Genomic DNA, 22,920 nt, shown 5'->3' with positions numbered 1-22,920 from the left:
ATGCTGAGTGGACTCAGCGAGGATTAGCGTAAAGGAGAGAAAAGGATGGAAATCACTCGCTGTGCTTGGGTTAATGAGGATCCTTTATATATCGCATACCATGATGAAGAGTGGGGCAAACCTCTGTATGATGACCGGAAGCTGTTTGAATTACTTATGCTCGAAGGCATGCAGGCAGGGTTAAGCTGGTACACCGTCTTAAAAAAACGGGCACATTACAGAGAGGTATTTGATGGATTTGATCCGGAAAAAATTGTGCATTATGATGAGCTGAAAATTGCTGAGCTGATGAACGATCCCGGGATTATTAGAAATCGCTTAAAGATTGATTCTATCATTCGTAATGCAAAAGTATATTTGCAAATTAGTGCGGAAACAGGCAGCTTTTCAGATTATCTCTGGAGCTTTGTGGGGGGCGCGCCTACACTTAACCATTGGAAGACACGTGCGGATGTCCCTGCTTCAACGGCTCAGTCTGACGCAATGAGTAAAGCATTAAAAAAGCGAGGCATGAAGTTTGTCGGCTCTACCATATGTTATGCTTTTATGCAGGCATCGGGGATGGTAGATGATCATTCGCTCGATTGCTTTTGCAGGAACAGCACGGGCATGGCAGAGCGTTGATCTGTAGTTTGGCGTTACCCCAAGAAGAAATGTTATACTATGAAGCGAATGCTCACAAAACTAAGTCTATGCTTACGAAGCCAGTTTTGCACGAAGTTAATCAATGAAGCTAACGCTCACAAAACTAAGCCTATGCTTTCGAAGCCAGTTTTGCACGAAGTTAATCAATGAAGCTAACGCTCACAAAACTTTAGGAGGATCACATAAAGATGTTATGGCATGAAGTGACGATACATACAACAGAAGATGCACAAGAAATGATTTCGAATTTTTTATATGAAGCAGGAGCGGGTGGGGTTTCTATTGAAGAATCCGGAACACTCAGTAAAGAACGGAATACGCGTTACGGTGAATTATACGACCAACCCTTGAATGATATCCCAGAAGGGGAAGCGGTAATCAAAGGTTATTATGCCGATTCCACGGATATGGATGCTGTTATAGAAGAACTGACTCCACGGGTAGCAGAATTGCGTGAGTACGGCATTGATCCGGGCAAATCGCTGATTTCTTGGAAAACCGTAGATGAAGACGAATGGGCGCATGCTTGGAAGCAATATTTTAAACCGCTCAGGGTATCGGAGCGTCTCACGATTAAACCAACTTGGGAGGAATATACGCCTGAGAGCCCAGATGAAGCAATCATTGAGCTGGACCCTGGTATGGCATTTGGTACAGGGACTCACCCTACAACAGCTTTGTGCCTGCGTGCGCTTGAGAAGAATATTAGCGGCGGCGAAGAAGTAATCGATGTTGGTACGGGTTCAGGAATATTGGCTGTAGGTGCGATGCTGCTCGGTGCGAAATCCGTGCTGGCGTTAGATTTGGACCCTGTAGCTGTTGAAAGTGCGCGCGAGAATGTAGCACTGAATAAACTTGAAAAGTTCATTACGGTAAAAGAAAGCGACCTGCTCTCCTTGCTAGGCGGTGAAGGTGTAGCTGACACGGCTGCTGGAGAAATGTGGCCATCCGCTAGACCGGGTCACACTCTTGAGGGAACACCTGCTGAGCAAGTAACAGAGGATAGCCTCGGCGTTACACTCCCGGTGAAGATTGTAGTTGCGAATATTTTGGCAGAAATCATCGTATTGTTTACGGATGATGTGTATCGTGCACTTCAGCCAGGAGGCTTGTATATTACCTCTGGTATTTACAAGGATAAAGAAGGGCTTGTGGCTAACGCACTACAAGAGTCCGGCTTTGAGATTATGGAAGTATCCCGTGAAGAAGATTGGGTGGCATTTACAGCCGGAAAGAGGTAAAAATGGATATATTGCAAAGTATAATACGTGTAGATCTGGATCAGCTTCCTTTTCTGCTCATTACGATTTTAATTGCTTTTACAGTACATGAATTCAGTCATGCTTATTTCGCAAATAAGTTCGGTGACCCTACCGCTAGATTATTAGGACGTATGACGCTTAACCCTGCTGTACACTTCGATTTTTTTGGTATTTTACTGCTGCTGGTTGCTGGTTTCGGGTGGGCACGTCCAGTTCCTGTAAACCGTGATAACTTTAGCCGCCCCCGTCTGATGGGAGTCATTGTATCTGCTGCGGGCCCAATCAGTAACCTGTTACTAGGGATTATTGGTGCTTTAATATATGGGGGGCTTGCGGCAACCGGTGTATTAGAGTCGATCTCCAATGATCGCGTTTTAGAGGCAGTCTATCTGTTCTTTGGCACCTTTATTCAATGGAACTTCTTTTTATTCTTGTTCAATCTGATTCCATTGCCTCCGCTGGATGGATACCGGATTGTGGAGGATATTGCTCCTCGCTCCATTCGGGGCAGATTACAGCAATTTGAGCAATGGGCTGTATTTATCTTTTTATTAATTCTGTTTATTCCAGGGTTACGAACCTATACCATCGATCCTCTTGGCCACTGGGCTAGTGAAATGTCGAGAACATTTGTGCAGCTATTCCTAAGAATGTTTGGCAGCTAAGGTAGGGACTGAAGTCTGGTCAACCCTGCTTAAACATTGTATTATGTAATTTGTTGAAAAATAGGATAGTTAAATTTCGCCTGATCCATAGTTATATTTCTCTAAGAAACGGGTGACGTCTTTATTAAGGCGTCTTTACCGTTTCTTCTTACTGAATTCATGAACAGGATGATGAAGAGATGCAGCGATATTTTGTTACACCAGAGCAGTTTGGTGCAGATAACGTTAGAATTGACGGGGAAGATGCAAGGCATATTGCCAAAGTCATGCGCGGTAAGGTTGGGGACAAGCTTATTGTCAGCGATGGCGTCTCCCGTGAAGCGTTAGTGGAGATTGCTCAGATCGAAATAGGGGAAGTGACAGTGAACATCCTGGAAACCCTGGAGATGACGCATGAACCGCGGATAAAAATCACAGTGGCTCAGAGCTTACCCAAGGCCGATAAGATGGAAACTGTCATTCAAAAGTGTACAGAAATTGGAGCCGTTGGTTTTATTCCTTTTCTGTCGGAGCGCACGATTGTACAATACGATGAACGCAAGGAAAGTAAGCGGCTGGACCGCTGGCGTAAAATTTGTAAAGAAGCTGCCGAGCAGGCACACCGGAACATCGTTCCGGCTGTAGGCTCACCGTTATCCTGGAAGCAGCTGCTACAGACTTTTAGTGAGTATGATGCTGTTTATTTCTGTTATGAAAAAGAAGAAGGCTTGCAGCTTCGCAGCAGTGTTGCCCCTTGGTTATCCTCGCTTTCACCACAGGCTGGTGGGAAGGTACTGATTGTAGTAGGTCCTGAAGGGGGTTTTACACCAGAGGAATGCCAAAAGGCAGAAGAAGCTGGTGCGGTTTCCGTAGGACTAGGACGGCGTATTCTGCGCTGTGAGACAGCGGGCATGGTTGCCGCTGCTTGTATTTTATATGAATCGGGAGAAATGGGAGGAGCTTAAGAGATGCCATCCGTAGCATTTTATACTTTAGGTTGTAAAGTGAATTTTTATGACACCGAAGCCATCTGGCAGCTATTCAAAAATGAAGGTTACGAGCAGGTCGATTTCGAGGGACCCGCCGATGTATATCTGATTAATACTTGTACTGTAACTAATACAGGTGACAAAAAAAGCCGTCAAATGATTCGTCGTGCCGTTCGCCGCAATCCGGAAGCTATCGTGGCGGTTACTGGCTGCTATGCGCAGACCTCTCCTGGTGAGATTCTTGATATTCCTGGTGTCGATCTTGTTATTGGTAACCAGGACCGCGATCAGATCATGACGCATGTAAAGAACATTGAAGCCTCACGTCAGCCGGTCAACGCTGTTCGTAATATTATGAAGACACGTGAATTCGAAGAGATGGATGTACCTGGCTTTGCGGATCGGACGCGTGCTTTTATGAAGATTCAGGATGGCTGCAACAACTTCTGCACATTCTGCATCATTCCATGGTCGCGTGGACTTTCCCGCAGCCGTGATCCCAAAAGTATCGTAACCCAGGCACATCAATTAGTAGAAGCAGGGTATAAGGAATTTGTGCTCACGGGTATTCATACCGGTGGTTACGGTGACGATCTTGATAATTACCGTCTAGCCGATTTGCTGTGGGATCTAGATAAGGTGGATGGACTGGAGCGGGTACGTATCAGTTCGATCGAAGCAAGCCAGATCGATGAGAAGCTGCTGGAGGTGCTGAACCGTTCCTCTAAAATGTGCCGTCATCTGCATATCCCGCTGCAAGCCGGACATAATGATGTGCTGAAAGCGATGCGCCGTAAATATACGACAGAAGAATATTACGCCAAAATGCAGCTGATCCGTCAGGCGATGCCAGATGTCGGGATTACTACGGATGTTATCGTTGGGTTCCCGGGGGAGACCGAGGAAATGTTCCGTGCCGGCTACGACTTCATGAAGGCTATTAATTACTCCGAGATGCACGTATTCCCTTACTCCAAGCGGACGGGCACTCCGGCAGCGCGGATGGAGAATCAGATCGACGAAGAAATCAAAAATGTACGCGTGCAGGAACTGATTGATCTTTCGGAAGAAATGCAAATAGCTTATGCTCGCAAATTTGTAGGCCAGACATTAAGTGTTATTCCGGAAAGAGCTGCTAAAGGGGCGCCGGGGCGCAATATCCAGCATGGATTTAGCGACAACTATTTGCAGGTGTTCTTCGATGGTGAAGATTCACTCCAAGGAGAACTTTGTCAGGTGAGGATAACGGAAGCTGGCGTGAACGAATGCCGCGGTGAGTTGGTCGGGGTTAGTCAGACTGGGCTTCAGCAGGCTGTCCGTTAAGCAATTGATATCCGTTAAGCAATAGATATTAGTAAAAGACAACAGAGCAGCCATTTTCCCGTTAGCGGGGAAGGGCTGCTCTGTTTTTAAGTTGTTGCTGTCTAGACCACCAATTCATAACAATCTCATGATGCTTTCGGACCCAGATGGCGTTATTTGCATTTTTTTTGCCTTTTATGCTTAGTTTCGGACTCCAGTGCAGCTATTCCTTAGAAAGTGGTTCATAATAGGTGTTTTTCATGACAATAGCGACTATGGTGTCCGTTAGTGTTCCAAAAGTGGGATAATGCTGCGAATAAGGTCAACTGTGTCCGATAGTGACTTCAACGCGTAGAAGTGGATCAAAAAAACATCCGTAGGATCATGATTGAAACAATCCCCGCCAGTACAGTGCCTAGCAAGCTCCGGGTTTTTATCGCAACCAAAAAAGTAGGCAATGCCGCAAAAAGCTCAATGTTATTAGCTAAAGACGAAAATTTCCCATCATTCAAAAATATCTCCTGACCTATTAATGCTGCCATAACAGAGATAGGAACATAGTTTAACCAGCGCATTCCCCATTCTGGCAATTCAAACCGGCTAAGGATCATGAGCGGAGCCACCCTGGGAATAAAGGTCACAAAAGCTGCTCCTAGAATGATCAGAAAGACATCCCATCTTACTTCCATTTTTCAAACACCATCCCTATCGTTGAAGCAATGACTGTAGCGATAATCACTCCAACACTGCTGGAGAATAGGAAGGAGCTTCCTACTGCTATGATCACGGCAAGGATTGCGACAACCAAATCTAGTTTGATTTTATTACGGTCAATCATGGAAATTACAAGAATGCCAATAAACATCGCAGGTAAGGCAAACTGTAAACCGAATTGATCAGGGTCTGAGATCCACTGAGCTAAAAAAGCTCCCGCTACATTCGCAAGAAACCAATTTAAATAAGCGGTGAGATTTAGACCGTGCATCCATTTTTCACTGATTTGCTGCTTATTCAAAGCTTGATTGATGGCAACTCCGAAGGTCTCATCAGTCAATAAAGAACCAACCAGCATATTTCTCAGTGGGGAAAGATGGCGGAAATAAGGTGAAAGAGCTGCACTAAGCAAAATATGGCGAAGATTCACGATAAATATCGTAATAATAATGGCCGCAGGCGAGCTGCTAACAGCTATCATTCCAGCAGCTATAAACTGAGCTGAGCCCGCGTAAAGAATCAAGCTGATTAAGGCAATCTCAGCAATGCTGAGCCCGGCTGTCTTTTGAACAACACCTGCTGCAAGTCCGATGCTTAAGTAGCCTAGTAGTGTGGGAATACAATCTTTTACCCCTTTAAGGAAGCTATCTTCCTGTTTAGGAGACGGGATTGCTTCTAGTTGGACGTTCTCTGCACTCATCGTAGCCCCCTTGTTTCAAGAAAGAATGTAGTAGTTAGCATATTACTTCCTAATATTTTGATCAACCTTTACCGTATTATCTAGTCTGAAAGTCCCGAATTTCGCTTTATAGAGCCAGGGGGTAAACACTTAGGGTACAATTGTCGATATAAGTAAAAGAGTGTGGGGATAAACCACCGAACGACATTATAGCCTAAGGGAGAGAACAAATGACTGTGTACAGGAAAATGACGAAAATGCTCCTCATCATGATATTGTTAGCTACTGCGGTTTTTCCGGTAAGTGTCTTTGCAGCGACCGGCGATATCAACTCGATTGAATTCGAAAGCTCCGCTAAAGTAGAGCTTACGGTTGGACAAACGCCAAAGCAACTTAAGGTATATGCGAATGTGGAAGGGTCCTCATCTAAAAGAGATGTGACAGGTGCAGTTGTATGGAATTCTTCTAACACAAACGCTGTAAAGGTAGTAAATGGCCTATTGACTCCGATTGACAGTGGAAAAGCTATTATTACAGCGACTTATAATCATGCACTTGCTACCATTGAAGTTGAGGTAGCCCATCCTGTTAAAGAACTGAAGCTCGAATATAGTTCTGAAGGGAACTACAAATTGGGTGATGATGAGGATAAACTGCTGGTCAAAGCCAATGCGATTGGTGGAGAAACAGCGACTTCTGCTAAGGATGTAACGGCTGATACTACTTGGAGCAGCTCCAACACAAGCGTGTTGACCATTGCAGAAGGTAAGATCACTTTGGCTGGTGAAGGTACAGCAACGATCACTGCCAAATACAAGACCTTAACAGCAACCTTTAAGGCTGTAGTGAAATTGCCTTATTCTGAAATTGAGCTTAAACATGACGACAAAATCGTTAAAGAACTAGAGATGCTAGTCGGAGATGCACCTTTGAAGTTGGTTGCAGAGACTAAAGAAACTACAAAATCCAGCGCAAATGATATTTCAGAGAAAGCAGAATGGTCCTCTTCTAGTGCTAGTGTAGCTACAGTAGACAAAGGCGAGATCAAAGTGTTGTCTGCTGGTAAAGCTGTAATTACAGTATCCTATCTAGGGATTACACAAACAGTAGACGTATATGTACGTGCTCCTTATGAAGCGCTACTACTTACTCCTACAGGAGATCAATTCCTGTTTATGGGCGAAACCCTGAACGTTAAAGCTGAGGTTCGCGATGCTGCGAATTCTACTCCGAACATTTCAGGCAGCGCAGTATGGACTTCGGATAACCAATTGGCGGCAACCGTTACGCCTGGTAGCGATACTGCGGCAGTGACTGCTAAAGCAGTGGGAACTTCGGTTATTAAAGCAGAGTACAGAGGAATTAATAAAAGCTTTAAGCTGACAGTGTATCCTACGATCACAGAACTGGCAGCCGACAAGACGGAATTGGAGCTTTACACAGATGACACCGTAAGCCTTCCAAAAGTAAATGGTACAAAGCTTGACGGAACAAAGCTAGATCTTAGTAGTGATATTGAGTGGACCTCTGCGGATGATGAGATTGCCACCATTAAAGACGGCAAGATTGTAGCTGAATCGGCAGGTATTGTGAAGGTTATCGGTAAAATAAAATCAGAAAACCCAACGACTTCAAAAACTGCTGTAAGAGAAAAAAGTGTTGAAGTAAAGGTTACAGTGAAAGATAAAGTCCTTGTCTTGCTTGGACCAGAAGAAAACCTGGTGATTGTTACTGGTGAAGAGAAGGCTGTTCCTGAAGTAAAAGCTGTGATGGAAAACGGCAGTGAACTTGATGCTACTGCAACTATGGAATGGGAGCTTACCGGTACGAATGCGATTATCAAGACAACAACTTCCGGTAAGGTAATCAAAGGACTGGTGAAGGGTTCTGCTACTTTAAAGGGAACTTACGCTAATAAAACCATCAGTATCCCAGTTACCATTGAACAAAAGGTTACTAAGCTAGTTGTAGAACCTACTGCTATCGAAATGAACATTAAAGGCTCTAAAGCGATAAAGGTAACGGCTTATTATTCTAATGGTAAGACAGGGAATGTCTCCAGCAGTATGAATTGGGAGTCCTCAAACGAGGCGGTTGCTACGGTTAAAGCTACAACCGTTAAAGCAGTAACAGAAGGTACTGCTACGTTGACAGGATCTTACCAAGGGATTGCTGCTAGTGTCAAAATTACTGTAGTTCCTAAATTAACAAAGCTGACCGTTAATGAGAGCAGACTGAAAATGGCTCCGGGAGCCGTTCAGAATGTAGTTGTGACTGCACAGTATGATACTGGTAAGACTGCTGTTGTTACTGGAAGTGCGGTATGGACTAGCTCCAAGCCTTCTGTAGCGAGAGTATCTGCAAGTGGTCAGATTGTAGCTGTGAGTAAAGGAACGACATCCATTAAAGGAAAGCTAGGCGGCAAAACAGTTACAGTATCAGTGACAGTGAAGTAATAGAGAATAGGATCTGAATTATCAACTATGAATCTGCAAAGCCAACATTATGTTGCTTTGCAGATTTTTTTATTTAGATTCTATAGTAATTCCGACTATTCCGATGTATAATCACATAAAACATAATAGATGCGTTGGGGGAGATGAAAACATGGCAAAACAAAAGGTGTTGTCGATCAAGACGATTGTAGCGATTGGTATTGGTTCTGCTTTATTCGTTATATTGGGGAGATTCGGCTCGATTCCTTCGGGTATTCCAAACACTAACATCGAGACTACATACGCATTACTGGCATTGTTCTCCCTATTGTACGGCCCGTTTGCCGGATTATTTATAGGCCTGATCGGGCATACCCTGAAGGATACGATATCTTATGGATCGCCATGGTTCAGTTGGGTCATATCATCAGGAATTGTAGGGCTGGTTATTGGCTTGTTAGTAGCTAGAATCGCTATTCATGACGGGGAATTCGGACGGAAGGAAATAATACGCTTTAATCTGGCTCAGATTGCAGCGAATGCTGTAGCTTGGTTCCTTGTAGCCCCAGTGTTGGATATTCTGATCTATGCAGAACCCGCTAATAAAGTATTTACGCAAGGACTGACCGCAGGTGCATTAAATATAGCTTCGGTGGCAGTGATCGGATCTTTACTAGCCATTGCGTATGCTAAGACAAGAACGAAACAGGGCAGCTTGACTAGAGAAGCTTGAGTGGAATACATATCCAAGCTAAAAAGCCGGTGGAAATCACCGGCTTTTTTCTCTTCACATTAACCCAGAGGAAGGTCTCAGATGAAAAAAGTAATGATTGAATTTAAGGATTTCAGCTTTCAATATCGGGCGCAGCAGGAACCCACACTACAGGGGATTAACTTAACGATTGTTGAAGGGGAGAAGGTGCTTATCGTGGGACCCTCAGGTTCTGGGAAAAGTACACTGGCTCATTGCATTAATGGTCTCATCCCTTTTGCTTACAGAGGGGAAATATCAGGTTCATTACGGGTTATAGGCCAGGAGCAGAAGGATCTGAGTATCGCAGAGCTGTCCAATCAGGTAGGTACCGTATTGCAGGACCCGGATGGACAATTTGTAGGATTAACGGTTGGTGAGGATATCGCCTTCAGTCTAGAGAACCATGTGGTTCAGCAGACAGAAATGAAGAGCAAAGTGGCGGCTGCCGCAAGAGCGGTGGATATCCACGATTTTCTGGCCTCTTCTCCTCAGGAGTTATCGGGTGGACAAAAGCAAAAAACGTCCTTGGCAGGTGTACTGGTAGGTGATGTGGACATCCTGCTCTTTGATGAACCGCTGGCAAGCTTAGATCCTTATACCGGTACAAAAGCGATTGAGCTTATTGATCGAGTGCATAAAGAGACAGGTAAAACCGTTATTATGATCGAGCATCGTCTTGAAGAGGTGCTGCATCGGGCGGTGGATCGTATTATTGTGATCCATGAAGGACGTATTGCGGCGGATATGCCGGCTGCAGAGCTGTTGAGCACAACGTTGCTTTCAGAAGTTGGCATTCGGGAACCTCTCTATTTAACGGCTTTGAAGTATGCCGGATGTTCGATTACAGCAAATATGAATCCGCAGCATGTGAACGATATTCAGTTGGAGGCGTGTTCTAATAAACTTAAGATCTGGTATGAGTGCAATCAATCACGCCAGGATAAGCTGGAGAGCCCACCCATCCTTGAACTGCAAGATATTTCTTTTGGATACGAAAAAAATCAGCAGGTGCTGGATAAGCTCAATCTCTGTATTCATAAAGGAGAGATGGTCTGTATAGCGGGGCGAAATGGGGCTGGGAAATCTACAGTTTCTAAGCTGATTTGTGGCTTCTATAAACCTACTTCCGGATCAATACGGATGCATGGGCGTGATATTGCTCAGGACACGATTAAGGAGCGGGCAGAGCGGATTGGTTTTGTTATGCAAAATCCCAATCATATGATTTCTAAGACACTTTTATATGATGAGGTTGCCCTAGGACTAAGACTCCGAGGTTGCCCTGAGGAGCTCGTTCGTGAACGCGTCCATCAAGTCTTGAAGGTGTGCGGACTTTATGTTTTTCGCAGCTGGCCGATCTCGGCGCTCAGTTACGGCCAAAAGAAACGGGTCACGATTGCCGCCATTCTGGTACTGGAGCCGGAAGTGATCATTTTGGATGAACCGACTGCTGCTCAGGATTACAGGCATTATAACGAAATGATGGAGTTTCTCTTGACGCTGCGGGGGCAGGGGATGACGGTCATTATGATTACGCATGATATGCACTTGATGCTGGAATATGCCGATAGAGCTATAGTGTTAGCTGATGGCGTGAAGCTTGCGGATGATAGCCCTGAGCGAATATTAACGAATACTGATGTGGTGAAAAAAGCGAACTTGAAAGAAACCTCGCTTTTTGCCCTAGCTATAAAAGCTGGATTGAAACAACCGGAGGAGTTCGTTAGAAGGTTTATTGCGTATGATAGGAGGAGCCGAGGCGGATGAAGGCCAAAATGTTAACTTTTACGAAGCAGGATTCACCTATTCACCGTCTTACCGGCGCTACGAAGTTGATTTTATTTGTAGTGTGGTCTGTGACGGGGATGATTACATATGATACAAGATGTCTAATTGTGATGCTGTTATTTAGTTTGCTTGCCTTTAGAATTTCCAAAGTTCAATTTCAGGATTATGCTTTCGTATTATATTTTATTTTGATTTTCTTTTTGCTTAATCATATAGCTATCTTTATTTTTTCTCCTTTGGAGGGCGTACGTGTTTACGGGACACGTCATGATATTATGCATATTGCAGGCCGGTATACGGTAACTTGGGAGCAGCTATTTTATCAATTCAATATTGCCCTGAAATATGCGGTGGTCATTCCTATGGCATTATTATTTCTTCTAACGACCAATCCCAGTGAATTTGCAGCATCCTTAAATAGAGTTGGAGTGAACTATAAAATTGCATATTCTGTATCGCTGGCACTGCGGTACATTCCGGATATTCAACGAGATTATGAGAATATATCGTTTTCTGCTCAAGCAAGGGGAATAGATATTTCTAGAAAAGAAAAGCTGCCTAAGCGGCTAAAAAATATCATTTCGATTCTGATGCCCCTAATTCTGACTAGTATCGAGCGGATTGAAAATATCAGTACCGCTATGGAGCTGCGCGGCTTTGGCACTGAGACCAAACGAACTTGGTATAGCCGTCGCCCGTTCACGAGAGACGATTATTTTGCATTGGCTTTGTTTGCGCTGATTGGAATTTTCTCGACGGTGATCACTTTTTACGACGGTTCGCGGTTTTATAATATTTTCGATTGAAGTATAATAGTACAGTTGTGGAAAACTGGGATTATAATAAACGGCACCTTTTTGTTAAGACTGAAGACGTTTCTCCAGTTTTGACCATATAGACAGGTAGCATAATGGCAGTGCTAGAAGTGAGCAGACTACGTTGAAAATGGTCTGGGCGTGGGCGATTTGTGAAGCAGGGCCTCCACCAATCCATGCAGCACTTGCTTGTAGCAGCCCGATCATGGGCAAGAATAGTAGTGCACCGCCTACATTAAGCGCAACATGGGACCAAGCGACGAAGACGCCGGATGGCGTGCCGCCGATGGAAGCGATGACCGCTGTGACACAGGTGCCTACGTTGGCGCCCAGCACAATGGCTATACCTAGCTCAGGCGGCATGGCACCCGAGGCGGCAATGCTCATAGCCATAGCTATGACAGCAGCGCTGCTATGGAGCATGGCTGTTAGGCACGCTCCAGCGGCGAGCCCCCATAAGGCACTAGTAGCGGCATGGTTTAGGAACCAGAGGAATAAGCCACTTTCCTGAAGTATTCCGCCGATAGACTGCATGACAGCGATGCCCCATAGGACGAGGGAGAAGCCTGATACAGCCAGACTGATAAATTGCAGCGGCGGGGATATTTTGTGGCAGAGCTCTGCCACTCGCGATGTAGGCGGCAGTTCGCCTGCAATAACTGCCGCTGCCCACAGACTGAGCGAGGCTGCCAGCAAGGGCGTGGCCATGGTATTGATCTGAAGTCCGATCAATTCTGTAGTTAATGTGGTGCCGATGTTGCTGCCCAGGATAATGCCAAGTGTGCGGGCATAGGTAAGCAGGCCGGCATTGACCATGCCGATAGTCAACACCGTTACAGCAGTACTGCTCTGGAGTAAGGCGGACAACAGGCTGCTGGCAATCATTCCTTTAATAGGTGTTGAGGTAGCTCTATTTAGGCTTGTAGTTAATAGAGGGCCTGCTAGCTTGGACAACGCCGTTTCCATCAGCTTCATGCCGGCTAGAAAGATAACAAGACCATATATGATAGGGAACAGCAAATCACTGAACATAGGGCATACTCCTTTGGACGAGGGTTGTACACCAATATATGAATGTATTGCATGGGACATGTATAAAAACATTTTTAGAAAAACAGGGAGTTGAAGTCATTGCCATCGGTTATTTTAGAACGCAATCGCAAAAAAAGACTGGAACAGGGCCATCCATGGGTCTATGCAGGTGAAGTCGCATCGGTAGAAGGGAATCCGGAAGCGGGGGGATTAGTAGATGTCCTTAATCATCAGGGCCGATTTTTGGCCGTGGGATATTACAATCCAGCGTCACAGATTCGGGTAAGAATTGTATCGCAGGGACCCCTTGCGATCATGGATACAGCCTTTTTTGCAGAACGGTTTGCGAATTGTCTGCAACACAGAAACCGGTTCCTTCCGGGTGCGGATGCTTATCGCTTGGTTTATGGTGAAGCGGACTTTTTGCCGGGGCTTATTGTAGATCGATTCGGAGATATTTTGGTTGTGCAGCTGCTTACCCTCGGAATGGACAAGCGGCGTGCAGAAATCGTCGAAGCATTGGTGCAGGTTATGGCACCGCGCGGAATCTATGAGCGCAGTGATGTTAGTGTGCGCGAGCTTGAAGGTATGGAGCAGACAACGGGTGTGCTGTACGGGGAATGTCCAAGGCATGTAACCGTGAGCGAGAATGGCCTGAAGCTGGTCGTTGATATTGAAGAGGGCCAGAAGACAGGTTACTTCTTTGACCAACGTGAGAATAGAGCTTCCATTGCTCCGCTCATGAAAGGGTGGGGAGGACGAAGCGGCATTACGCTACAGGAAATTGAAACTGAGGATGGTTCACTACAGACCTTACCAGTTAATAAGAGCGGCAAACATGTAACGTTCCCTTATTGGGACGGTGCGACAGTGCTGGAATGCTTCTCGCATACGGGCAGCTTCACGCTGCATGCCTGCAAGTATGGCGCGAAAAAAGTAACCTGCCTTGATGTTTCAGCACACGCCATTGAGAGTGCCAAAGTGAATGTGGAGCTGAACGGCTTTAGCGATCGTGTTGAATTCGTAGTGGATGATGCTTTTGCATATCTACGGAATCAGGTTAAAGGACTAGAGGAACGTTCTGAACGGGCGACAGTTGCAAGTGGAACAGAGACGGCAGCAGCTGCTGCAAATCCTAAAACCGGAGGCAAAACAGCCAAAACCGACACATCCAAGCCGATGACAGCAGGTGGAGGAAGAACTTGGGATGTAGTCATCCTGGACCCTCCGGCGTTTGCCAAAACCAAAAGTGCAGTAGCTGGCGCTTGTCGTGGTTACAAGGATATCAATCTGCACGGGATGAAGCTGGTGAACGAAGGCGGCTATTTGGTTACCGCAAGCTGTTCTTACCATATGCAGCCAGATCTGTTCCTCGAAACGATTGCCGATGCGGCTAAAGATGCTGGCAAGGTGCTGAGACTTGTGGAATGGCGGGCCACAGGCAAAGACCACCCACAAATACTTGGCGTTAACGAAGGACACTATCTGAAGTTTGCGATTTTTGAAGTGCGGAGTAAAAAATAAGCCTGAAGGTCAAAAAGGTTTACAGTGCCAAGTAACAAGTAGGATAAACGGGCTGGACGTAGGGTGGTCGTGAGTCGACTGTAATGCAAGGAGTTGCTAACGGACTCAGATGACTCTATTTAGCGCAAACAGGCTATTATTGAATTCTTACGGACCCCAAAGGCGCTATTGCCCCAAAAACACCCGTAATGTCACACATTTTCGAAGAATAGCGTCAGTGGGGTCCGAAAAGCTGCCATAACAGCACTGAATCCACGAATAACGGCTCCTGGGTCCGTAAGTAATTAATGAAACAAGCCGAGCCGAAATGTTGAATGTTAAATTCGGAATACTAAATGGTAAACAACGAATGATGCTTATTGAATTATGATATGCGGAATGCGGATTACAAAACGATCGGTGTAGAGTGCTAATGTTGAGTGCGGGGTGTTGAGTATTGAACGCCGAACGCTGAACAGTCTAACATTGACCCTATGCTCTGACATTGGCAGCTCCAATCTAACGTTGCACATCTGGCATTAAAAACAAACTAAACACTCTAAAAAGCAAGCCGCCAAAATTCGGAGGTTTGCTTTTTTTATTTGTACTCGTAGCTGTTTATCCTTTGTAAAACATTAGAAAATACTAGCAAACACATGTTCCGATTAGTGTGGTTATGATATACTGAGGGGACGAGGAATCACTGAACTTTTTTAATTGGAGTGTAATCAATGGGTGGATATTTCACCCTGTATTCTATATATTTTCTCCGCTACGGAAGGAGTCTATCATTTATGCCGGTAACCTTTTTACTAGGCCGCTCGGGCAGTGGCAAGACAACAAAAATATGGGAATCTATCTCTTCTTCCTTAGAAAAGGAACCGCTTGGTGCGCCGATTATTATTCTTGTGCCAGAGCAAGGTTCTTTTGGAGCAGAACGGGGGCTTCTGACCGTAGGGAATGTGAAGGGAAGCCTTCGGGCGCAGACACTGAGTTTTTCGCGGCTTGCCTATCGTGTGAAGCAGGAAACTGGTGGCAGTGCAAGTCTGCCAATCAGTGAAGAAGGTAAGAAAATGTTAATTTACAAAATCATCAGTCGCCGCAAAGAGGAACTGAAATTATTCGGTGCCTCAGCAGACAGACCGGGTTTTGTGGAACGTCTGAACCAACTGCACATGGAGATGAAACGTTGCTGTTTGGGTTCCACTGATTTAGAGGAACAGCTGTCCGCTATGCGAGGAGCTATTGCAAGAAGTCCTATTCTTGAGGGTAAGCTGGATGATTTGCAGCTGGTATTTAGCGATTTAGAGAAGGAAATGTCCCGTCTTTATATCGATGAAGAGGATCGTTTAGCAGAACTGGCTGAGCATATTCCAGATTCCTCCTACATTCGCGGGGCAGAGATTTGGGTAGATGGGTTCCATGGATTTACTCCGCAGGAATTCGTAGTGCTTCGAGAATTGATGCAGCAAGCTTCGAAGCTGACGGTTTCGCTTACAATTGATCGTCCTTACCCCTATGGAGATCAGTTGAATGAGCTTGAATTGTTTCACCCAACTGCGGTTACTTACATTAAACTGCGTGGAATTGCTGAAGAGCTGGGCATTGATGTATGGGACGAGCTGCTGGAGCCAATGGTTCTTCCACGTTTTGAAGAAAGTCCAGTACTTGCTCACCTTGAACGGGGATATGATCGCAGGAAGGCTTGGATAGGTGCGGATGAACTGGCAAGAGAGGCTATATCCATAGGCGCCGCAGTTTCGCACAGAGCAGAGGTTGAGGGAGCCCTGCGCGAAATGACTAGACTGGCGCGGGATGAAGGTGCAAAATATGGCGAAATGGCCGTATTGATGCGCAATATTGGCGATTACGAGCAGCTGGTTCAGCCGTTGTTCCAAGATTATGGAGTGCCATTTTTTCTGGACCAGAAGGTGAATGAGCTGCATCATCCGCTAGTGGAGTTTATACGTTCCGCATTGGATGTAGTGCGTCGTCGCTGGCGTTATGAGGATGTATTCCGTTGCGTAAAGACGGAGCTTCTGCTTCCGCTAGACGGTAGTATTACGCGTGAAGATATGGATGCTTTAGAAAACTATGTGCTGGCTTGTGGGATTCAGGGGTACCGCTGGACAGATGGCCGCTCCTGGAAAGGTATTCCTAGCTTGTCGCTGGAAGGCGGCAGACAGATGGATGATGAACTGCTTGCTACTATGGAACGATGCCGTGCTAGTATAACAGGTCCATTATTTGCTTTTGAGAAAAGAATCCAGAAAAGTCGTAGCGGTCTTGAACTTTGTACGGCATTGTACAAGCTGCTTGAAGAGACGGATGTTGCGCGAAAGCTGGAGAAACTCAGTGTTAAGTCTATGGAGAAGGGCCAACCCGAGAAGGCTAGGGAACATAGCCAGTTGTGGGGTGCGGTACTTGATCTTCTAGATCAGATAGTAGAAATGATGGGTAATGAAAGACTTGAGTTTGAAGTGTTCACTGGAGTTCTAGAGACAGGTCTTGCTGAACTTAAAATGGGACTAGTTCCGCCCGCACTGGATCAAGTATTGGTCGGCAATATGGATCGGACTCGCCCAACGGGGGTTAAATACGCTTTTTTGCTTGGATTTAATGAAGGTGTTGTGCCTGCGCAGTTTAAGGAAGATGGAATTCTCTCGGAAGGTGAACGCTCCGTACTAGAGAATGCTGGAATGGAGCTTGCTCCCGGCGCTTCTCGTAAACTGCTGGACGAGCGGTTTCTGATCTATAATGCACTAACGACAGGAAGCCGAAAGCTCTGGATTAGCTACGCTACAGCGGATGATGAGGGCAAAGCTCTCCTTCCCTCTGAGGTTATCCGGCATTTGCATAGAATGTTCCCAAGGGTTCAAGAGCACAGCTTGTCAGCACTTCCCCCTTCGGGACTACCTATAGAAGTCGGAAATCCTATCCATCTCGGTTTCATTGGTCAACCAGAACAGAGTCTTCGCGCATTGATTATGCAGCTGCGGCAGTGGCGCCAAGGAACAGAAATTCCGGAGCTATGGTGGGATGTGTATAACTGGTTTACTAAGAACGAAGATCGTAAATTTCAACTGGAACGTTTGCTAAGTTCACTGTTCTATCGTAATGAGGGAACGAAGCTAAAGCGTGGCACAAGCCTCAGATTGTATGGTGGCTCAACACTGCGGGGCAGTGTGTCCCGGATGGAGAAATTTGTTGCGTGCTCATTTTCCCATTTTGCGTCCTACGGACTAAGACTGAAAGAGCGCCAGTTATATAAGCTGCAAGCACCTGATATTGGACAGCTGTTCCATGCTGCGTTAAGTGATATGGCGATAAGACTGAAACAAGAGGGACGGGGCTGGGGCAGCTTATCTCCGGATGAATGTCGGCGTGAGGCCAGTGAGACAGTAGAACGGCTATCTCCGATGTTGCAGGGTGAAATTCTAATGAGCTCCAAACGTTACGGGTACATCTCCCGTAAGCTTAAGAATATTGTTGGACGTGCTTCTGTGATTCTGGGCGAGCACGCCCGCCGGGGCAGCTTTGAGCCAGTAGGGCTGGAGCTGGATTTTGGACCGGATAAGGAGTTGCCGCCTTTAAGAATTACGCTGCCGAATGGCTGTGTGATGGAGGTCGTTGGCCGGATTGACCGTGTAGACATGGCCCGTGGAGAGAACGGTATTCTTCTGCGGGTAATTGATTATAAATCGAGCCAAAAGGATCTCAAGCTGCATGAGGTGTATTATGGCTTGTCGCTGCAAATGCTGACTTATTTGGATGTGCTGCTGACATATTCGGAGCAATGGCTGGGGCAGCCGGCACTTCCAGCAGGCACACTTTATTTCCATGTGCATGATCCGTTGTTAACCTCATCCAACGGGATGAACAAGGAACAGGCTGAGCAAGAGCTGTTGAAACGCTTCAAGATGAAAGGACTGCTTACAGCTGATCGTGAGGTTGTCTCCCTGATGGATACCACTTTAGACAAAGGGTATTCTTCTATCGTGCCTGTAGCAGTAAAAGCTGACGGCAGCTTTTATAGCAGTGCTTCAGTAGCTACACCAGAGCAGTGGAGCCATCTATTATCCTCCGTTAGAGGGACGATCTCGGATATCGGGACACGGATTACAGAGGGTGATGTGGCGATTGAGCCGTACCGAATTGGGCAGGAGACCGCCTGCACATTCTGTTCCTTTAGGCCTGTCTGCCAGTTCGATGAAGCTGTGGAAGGCAACAGCTATAACAATCTGGGTAAGCCAGGGAAGGACGTTATATGGGATCTGCTGTCCCGCAAAGGAGGAACTACACCTTGAGTATGAAGGCTGAAATAGAAGCGAAACCGGAAGGAAGTATATGGAGTGATGACCAGTGGCGCGCCATTGCGGAGAGCGGTGATGACATCCTTGTTGCTGCGGCAGCAGGTTCCGGCAAGACGGCGGTGCTGGTAGAACGGATTATTCGAAAGATCAGTAAGGAAGAGAACGGCTTCAGTGTAGACAGGCTACTAGTAGCCACGTTTACCAAAGCTACGGCTGCCGAAATGCGGCAGCGGATCAGGGAAGCCCTTGATCGGGAGCTGGAGGAGAACGGGGAGAACGACCATTTGCGCCGTCAGCTATCCCTGCTGGGCAAAGCTTCGATTACAACATTGCACTCCTTCTGTCTGGAAGTGATCCGGCGTTATTATCAAATGATTCCGATTGATCCGGGTTTCCGCATATTAAATGAGCATGAAGCGGAGATGATGCGGCAGGAGCTGCTCGAAGAGTTGCTGGAGGAAAAGTACGGTGAGGTAGGTGCGGATGGCGAGGATAGCATATTTGTGCAGCTCGCTGATTGGTTCAGTGGTGAACGCAGTGATGATGCAGTGCATGCGCTCATACAACGATTGCATGATTACGCCCGCAGCCATCCTTGGCCAGCGCAATGGCTCCGTGATACTGCAGCTGATTTCTCATTGCCAGACACCGAAAGTCTGGGTGGAACGCCATGGGTGCTGAGCATTCTTGAAGAAGCGAAGCTGACACTTGCGGGTGCAGCCAGTCAGCTGATGCAAGGCCGGGAGATTGCACTACAACCGGGTGGTCCGGCACCCTATGCTGAGAATTTAACCACTGATCTTGAGATGGTAAATGCACTGCAGGATGCCGTTAACGAACGACCTTGGGCAGAATTATATGATATTTTTATGGAAGTATATTTTGGAAAATTAAAGGCTTGTAAGAAGGATTCGACAGATCCTGGACTGCAGGAGATGGTGAAGGAACTGCGCGACAGTGTGAAGAAGAGTATTTTAGATCTTCAGAAAGCATTGTTTGGCCGTCCGCCTGAGGTTTTTTTGAAAGAGCTGAACGAAGCGGCTCCACTGATGGCAGAGCTTGCAGAGACAGTGATAGCATTCGGTGAACGTTATAGAATTGAAAAAGCAGGAAGAGGTCTAGTCGACTTCAGTGATTTGGAGCATTATTGTCTGCAAATTCTACGCCATCCGGACTCTACGCCCGGTCATTCCCTGCCTTCTGATGCAGCTATGGAATACCGTGCTCAATTCGATGAGGTTCTGCTGGATGAGTATCAGGATACGAATAGTGTGCAAGAGGAGATTGTGCGGCTAATATCCCGTGAAACACCCGGTAACCGGTTTATGGTCGGAGATATGAAGCAAAGTATCTATCGATTCCGTCTGGCGGAGCCGGGGCTATTCCTGGATAAATACCGCAGCTTTGGCTCACACCCAATCGATGATCCATCTGAAATTACTAATGAATCGTCTAGCGCTTCGGTTATCGATCTGGCCCGTAATTTTCGCAGTCGCATGGAGGTTGTGAATGCCGTTAATATGATCTTCCGGCAGATTATGAATGAGACGGTAGCGGAGATTAATTATGACGAACGCGCTGAGCTTGTTTACGGAGCGAATTTCCCAGGTGCAGCAGAGAAGGGTCCCGATACCTTTTTTGCACCGGAGTTATTATTGATAGATCGTGGTTCAACAGCAGGGAAGTCAGAAGAGACTTCTGAAGACGGTGAGGCGCCACTTCAGGAGAGTGAAGCCATTGAGAGCGAGACGGCGCAGCTGGAAGCACGGGCAATTGCCCGGCGTATTTCACAAATGACGGGGATGACCGGTGGATCGCCGCTGCTTATCTACGATAAAGGACTCAAGATTATGCGCCCGGTTATTTACGGTGATATCGTAATCCTGCTTCGCTCGGCAAGAATCTGGACCCCTCTAATCATCGAAGAGCTTCGGATGGAAGGAATCCCTGCTTATGGTGATCTGAATAAAGGTTATTTTGAAGCTACAGAAGTGGAAATTGCACTCTCCCTCTTAAAAATAGTTGATAATCCTCAGCAGGACATTCCGCTGGCTGGCGTACTTCGTTCACCTGTGGTCGGATTAACGGAAGAAGAATTGGCTACGGTGCGTATGTGTAGTCAGGGTCCTTATTTTCAAGCAGTACAGATGGCGGTGGAGATGCAATATGCAAAAGAGGCTGAAGAAGAGTATGACCTCTTCTCGGCTCATGTGATTGAATCCGCAAGCACCGTCGAAAATAATGTTTTACCTGATAAAGATCTGCCGCAGATCAGTCCAGAACTGAAGCGCAAGCTTAGACATTTCCTAGAACAGCTGGAAAGCTGGAGAAATGCGGCTAGACAAGGTAGTCTCAGTGAGCTGATCTGGCGTATCTATGGGGAGAGCGGCTATCTGGAATGGGTTGGAGGACTGCCTGGAGGCTCGCAGCGCCAGAACAATCTTAAAGCTTTGTATGATCGGGCTGTGCAATTTGAGAATGACACCGCAGCGCGTGGATTGTTCCGTTTTCTGGTGTTCATTTCACGGCTTCGTGAGAACGGCGGAGATCTGGGTGTAGCTGGCGGTGGCGGTGAAGAAGGCAATGGCGTCAGAATCATGACCATCCATAAATCCAAAGGGCTGGAGTTCCCTGTTGTTTTTGTAGCCGGGATGGCAAAACAGTTCAATCGACAAGATTTGCATTCGCCATTTCTTATGCACAAAGAGCTTGGCTTTGGGCCGCGTTTTGTGGAACGGGAAACGCGAGTTAGCTACCCAACACTTCCTTATCTGGCTATTAACCGGCGTACACGGCTTGAATTATTAGCGGAGGAGATGCGTGTATTATATGTAGCGTTAACTCGTCCGAGAGATAAAATGATTCTAGTAGGCACTGTAAGAGATTTGCCGCGCAAAATCGCTAGCTGGAGCAGCGTACAGAACCGGGATGAGCTGCTGCTTGCAGATCATCTGCTGGCCCGAGGGCGCAGCTATTTGGACTGGGTTGGACCGGCATTGATCCGGCACCCTGCGGCGGCGATTCTTCGTAAGCTGGGCGGTTCAGAAGGTACCGTCTCCACGGTGCTGCACAACGATGTCTCCAACTGGAGCATCAGTGTGCAAAATGCTTCCGAACTTAATTCTGGGGCGTTCCTGCCAACGGTTCAGACTGAAGAGAAGGTAGAGGAACGGCAAGCTGTACTCGAAGCACTGCATAAGGGTGAAGCTGTAAATATATATGAAACAGAGACTAGCGATGAAATTGCTAGAAGACTGGAATGGAATTACCCGTATGCGGCAGCCTCAGGTATTCCGGCTAAAACTTCTGTTACGGAGTTAAAAGCGTTGTTGTCGTTGCAGGAGCAGCCCTCTTTTGATCTGCTGGAAGAAGGCAATTCTACAACCTCAATAGAAAACGATAAACGTCCAAGTGTTGCAGGTGCGGACAGTCTTCATTTGCGGCGTCCGAAATTTATGGAAAAACGCAGTCTAACCCCAGCGGAACGCGGGACAGCATACCATACAGTCATGCAGCATATTCCGCTGGAGGGCTCGGTTGATCCTATGGTTGTGGAAGAAACCTTAGCCCGACTTCAGAGAGTGGCTATTCTAACTGCTGAGCAGGTGGAGGCTGTAGCTCCCGATCAGATAGAAGCTTTTTATACTAATGAACTGGGACGTAGATTAATAGCTTCTTCTTGGAAGCTTAGAGAAATGCCGTTCAGTTATATGGTTCCCGCAGGTGAGGCTTATCGAGGGCTCGATTATATGAATGAAGCCGTCTCGGAGCTTTCCCCTGAGAACAATAAGGAAGGCTTTAGTGAGGCTGTGCTAATTCAAGGGGTCATTGACTGCCTGTTCCGTGAAGAGGACCGGATTATTCTGCTAGACTATAAGACGGACTCTGTATTAGAACATCAGGGCGGCTTAGAGGCACTTAAGGAAAAATATCGTTTTCAGCTAGAGTTATACAGCAAGGCATTACATGATATTTTGGGAGAACCGATCAGCGAGATTTGGCTGTACTTTTTTGACGGCGATCATGCTGTGAAATTATAAATTAT

The 22,920-nt window shown here is 46.5% G+C and carries 15 protein-coding genes; 12 read left to right on the top strand and 3 right to left on the bottom strand.

Annotated elements, in window-relative coordinates; genetic code table 11:
- Positions 1–45 precede the first annotated feature (45 nt).
- The 5 genes from MHH46_RS24605 (at position 46) to mtaB (ending at position 4,863) form a co-directional block, all read left to right on the top strand.
- Positions 46–624, top strand: coding sequence for a DNA-3-methyladenine glycosylase I (locus tag MHH46_RS24605; protein ID WP_076192116.1), 579 nt, complete (start codon positions 46–48; stop codon positions 622–624).
- A gap of 209 nt (positions 625–833) precedes the next feature.
- The gene (gene prmA, locus MHH46_RS24600; RefSeq protein ID WP_036683907.1) at positions 834–1,886 is read left to right on the top strand and encodes a 50S ribosomal protein L11 methyltransferase; all 1,053 of its coding nucleotides are present in this window, start codon (positions 834–836) and stop codon (positions 1,884–1,886) included.
- A gap of 2 nt (positions 1,887–1,888) precedes the next feature.
- On the top strand, positions 1,889–2,572 hold the full coding sequence (locus MHH46_RS24595; protein WP_076192114.1) for a site-2 protease family protein: 684 nt from the start codon (positions 1,889–1,891) through the stop codon (positions 2,570–2,572).
- 179 nt (positions 2,573–2,751) lie between these two features.
- Positions 2,752–3,516, top strand: a complete 765-nt coding sequence (locus MHH46_RS24590) for a 16S rRNA (uracil(1498)-N(3))-methyltransferase (protein WP_076185272.1) — start codon at positions 2,752–2,754, stop codon at positions 3,514–3,516.
- A gap of 3 nt (positions 3,517–3,519) precedes the next feature.
- The gene (gene mtaB / locus MHH46_RS24585) at positions 3,520–4,863 is read left to right on the top strand and encodes a tRNA (N(6)-L-threonylcarbamoyladenosine(37)-C(2))-methylthiotransferase MtaB (RefSeq protein WP_076192111.1); all 1,344 of its coding nucleotides are present in this window, start codon (positions 3,520–3,522) and stop codon (positions 4,861–4,863) included.
- Positions 4,864–5,204: 341 nt separating this feature from the next.
- On the opposite strand, the gene MHH46_RS24580 is transcribed toward mtaB, so the two are convergent.
- Both MHH46_RS24580 and MHH46_RS24575 read right to left on the bottom strand, forming a co-directional pair.
- On the bottom strand, positions 5,205–5,531 hold the full coding sequence (locus tag MHH46_RS24580; RefSeq protein WP_076192109.1) for an AzlD domain-containing protein: 327 nt from the start codon (positions 5,529–5,531) through the stop codon (positions 5,205–5,207).
- The gene (locus MHH46_RS24575; RefSeq protein WP_036683898.1) at positions 5,522–6,256 is read right to left on the bottom strand and encodes an AzlC family ABC transporter permease; all 735 of its coding nucleotides are present in this window, start codon (positions 6,254–6,256) and stop codon (positions 5,522–5,524) included. Before MHH46_RS24575 ends, MHH46_RS24580 begins: the two co-directional genes overlap by 10 nt.
- Positions 6,257–6,465: 209 nt before the next feature.
- Between MHH46_RS24575 and MHH46_RS24570 the strand changes: the two genes are divergently transcribed.
- From MHH46_RS24570 to MHH46_RS24555, 4 genes are all read left to right on the top strand, one after another.
- Positions 6,466–8,691 (top strand): hypothetical protein, encoded by a 2,226-nt coding sequence (locus MHH46_RS24570; protein WP_076128972.1) that lies wholly within the window; start codon positions 6,466–6,468, stop codon positions 8,689–8,691.
- Positions 8,692–8,842: 151 nt separating this feature from the next.
- Complete coding sequence (locus tag MHH46_RS24565) at positions 8,843–9,403, top strand: ECF-type riboflavin transporter substrate-binding protein (protein WP_076128974.1); 561 nt, start codon at positions 8,843–8,845, stop codon at positions 9,401–9,403.
- A gap of 81 nt (positions 9,404–9,484) precedes the next feature.
- Positions 9,485–11,191 (top strand): ABC transporter ATP-binding protein, encoded by a 1,707-nt coding sequence (locus MHH46_RS24560; protein ID WP_076128977.1) that lies wholly within the window; start codon positions 9,485–9,487, stop codon positions 11,189–11,191.
- Complete coding sequence (locus MHH46_RS24555; protein ID WP_076128979.1) at positions 11,188–12,018, top strand: energy-coupling factor transporter transmembrane protein EcfT; 831 nt, start codon at positions 11,188–11,190, stop codon at positions 12,016–12,018. Before MHH46_RS24560 ends, MHH46_RS24555 begins: the two co-directional genes overlap by 4 nt.
- Before the next feature lie 54 nt (positions 12,019–12,072).
- Here the strand turns inward: MHH46_RS24555 and MHH46_RS24550 are convergent, their stop codons facing one another.
- The gene (locus MHH46_RS24550; RefSeq protein ID WP_076192106.1) at positions 12,073–13,059 is read right to left on the bottom strand and encodes a Na/Pi cotransporter family protein; all 987 of its coding nucleotides are present in this window, start codon (positions 13,057–13,059) and stop codon (positions 12,073–12,075) included.
- A gap of 99 nt (positions 13,060–13,158) precedes the next feature.
- Between MHH46_RS24550 and MHH46_RS24545 the strand changes: the two genes are divergently transcribed.
- The 3 genes from MHH46_RS24545 (at position 13,159) to addA (ending at position 22,915) form a co-directional block, all read left to right on the top strand.
- A complete protein-coding gene (locus MHH46_RS24545) occupies positions 13,159–14,583 on the top strand; it encodes a class I SAM-dependent rRNA methyltransferase (RefSeq protein WP_076192104.1) in 1,425 nt (474 codons plus the stop codon).
- Between the two features lie 773 nt (positions 14,584–15,356).
- A complete protein-coding gene (addB, locus tag MHH46_RS24540) occupies positions 15,357–18,869 on the top strand; it encodes a helicase-exonuclease AddAB subunit AddB (RefSeq protein WP_076192101.1) in 3,513 nt (1,170 codons plus the stop codon).
- Between the two features lie 2 nt (positions 18,870–18,871).
- Positions 18,872–22,915: a helicase-exonuclease AddAB subunit AddA gene (gene addA / locus MHH46_RS24535; protein ID WP_076192147.1), complete on the top strand. Its 4,044-nt coding sequence runs from the start codon at positions 18,872–18,874 to the stop codon at positions 22,913–22,915.
- The last annotated feature ends 5 nt before the right edge of the window (positions 22,916–22,920 follow it).

Source organism: Paenibacillus sp. FSL H8-0175, from assembly GCF_045040615.1.
Taxonomy (GTDB): domain Bacteria; phylum Bacillota; class Bacilli; order Paenibacillales; family Paenibacillaceae; genus Paenibacillus_AQ; species Paenibacillus_AQ odorifer.
The sequence above is the reverse complement of the archived record's forward strand: the minus strand, read 5'-3'. Positions and strand labels throughout refer to the sequence as shown.